Genomic DNA, 1,670 nt, shown 5'->3' with positions numbered 1-1,670 from the left:
AAGTCTATATGTAAAAGGGTCCGTCTCCTGGAGCATCAGTCGCCTTGTGCTTGACACAGGTGCTGCAAGGAAGTAATTTGTTGTGAACTAAATGATTTCAGATGATGAAAGCAAATCAACACACTTCCGCTCCAAAGAAGGCGAACCCTGTACAAAAGATACAAAATGGTGCAGACTTCAGCAACAGGCAACTTTATGTGGGCATCGATGTACACAAGAAGCGCTGGCAGGTAGCGGTATTTTACGAAGGCCTGGTACTCTCCAATACCTCTATTGAAGGGAACAGTGAGGCCTTGATTATCCATCTTCGTAAGCGCTATGGTGATGCCCGCTTCCACTGTGTGTATGAAAGCGGCCCCTTTGGCTTTGCATTGTGCAGAAGTTTGTGGTCAGCAGGCATGGAGTGCATAGTTGTAAACCCTGCAGACATCCCTTCAGCAGATAAGGACAGAAGAAGCAAAACAGATCCCGTGGATGCCCGTAAGCTGGCCCAACACCTGGCAGCAGGCCTGCTGCACCCAATACATGTACCCACTGAAAAGCAGCAGAAGCAACGCAGCCTGATCCGTTTTCGCAAAAAGCTGTGGGGTGACCTGGTCAGGTGCAAAAACCGGCTGAAAAGCGAACTCCACTTCCAAGGCATGGTTATACCGCAGAAGTACGACAATGCACACTGGAGCCACAACTTTCTTCACTGGATCGAAGAGCAGGCAATGGCTGACGAGGATCTAAAAGATACGCTGCTGTTGATGCTGGAAGAGGTAAAGGCGTTAAGGTTGCTGTTGCTGAAAACAGAACGCAAACTGCGGGAGCTGATGTGGAGTGAGCAGTTTAGAGAGCAGAGTGAGGTCCTACGCTCCATTCCCGGTGTAGGTCCGCTTACAGCAATGCTGTTCCTCTTGGAGGTGGGTGACATGAGCCGGTTCAAAACCTTTGACCAGTTGAACCGCTTTATCGGCTTTTGTCCAGATAGCCACAGTTCAGGAGCAAGCATTAAGCATACTGGTATTTCCATGCGAAAGCACAGTCAGCTCAGAAGCATGCTTGTGGAGGCTGCCTGGCAACTGATAAGACGGGACGCAGCCATGCTGGATTGCTACAAAGCACTCACCAGGCGTATGAAGGGGCAGGATGCCATCATCCGCATTGCAAGAAAGCTGCTCAGGCGCATGCGGGCGGTGCTTTTATCAGGGCGGATGTACGTGCTGGGAGTAGATGGAGATTGTTGTGCGGTGGCCATTGATGCTCCGCTTCCTGCCGAACCAAAGAGAAAGGGCAGGCCCAAGCTGGTAGTGGCCCAGTTACAACAGTGAGGGGGAAAAGGGTTTTTAGTAATCAAAAGGGAAACGGATTAAATAAAAAAGGATCAGCGTTTCCTTCTTATTCATAGAAGCAGTAAGGCGCAATAAAAGTTTACAGCTATGGACCGCTCAACATCGGGTGCACACCAGGTGCCAACGAGAAGTCTGCGGCCATAGTTTTTTACCTCCCCTGGAGGAGCAGATAATATAGACCTGCAGCATCACCGGTGTGGTTGACTGCTAATAGGAGCCTGCTTTACTGTAATGATGAAAGAGCAAGGAATGCCTGCATGATATGTCATGGCCTAAAACAAATAAAAAATACTACAACTTCCATGCAGCTAATCCCTTTTCATAGGAACCGATGTT

At 49.2% G+C, this 1,670-nt stretch carries 1 protein-coding gene; it reads left to right on the top strand.

Annotated elements, in window-relative coordinates:
• Nucleotides 1–101 precede the first annotated feature (101 nt).
• A complete protein-coding gene (locus DRJ53_RS20960; protein WP_241558654.1) occupies nt 102–1,313 on the top strand; it encodes an IS110 family RNA-guided transposase in 1,212 nt (403 codons plus the stop codon).
• Nucleotides 1,314–1,670: the final 357 nt, after the last annotated feature.

Source organism: Paracnuella aquatica, assembly GCF_003332885.2.
In the GTDB taxonomy this organism is placed as follows: domain Bacteria; phylum Bacteroidota; class Bacteroidia; order Chitinophagales; family Chitinophagaceae; genus Flavisolibacter; species Flavisolibacter aquaticus.
The sequence above is the reverse complement of the archived record's forward strand: the minus strand, read 5'-3'. Positions and strand labels throughout refer to the sequence as shown.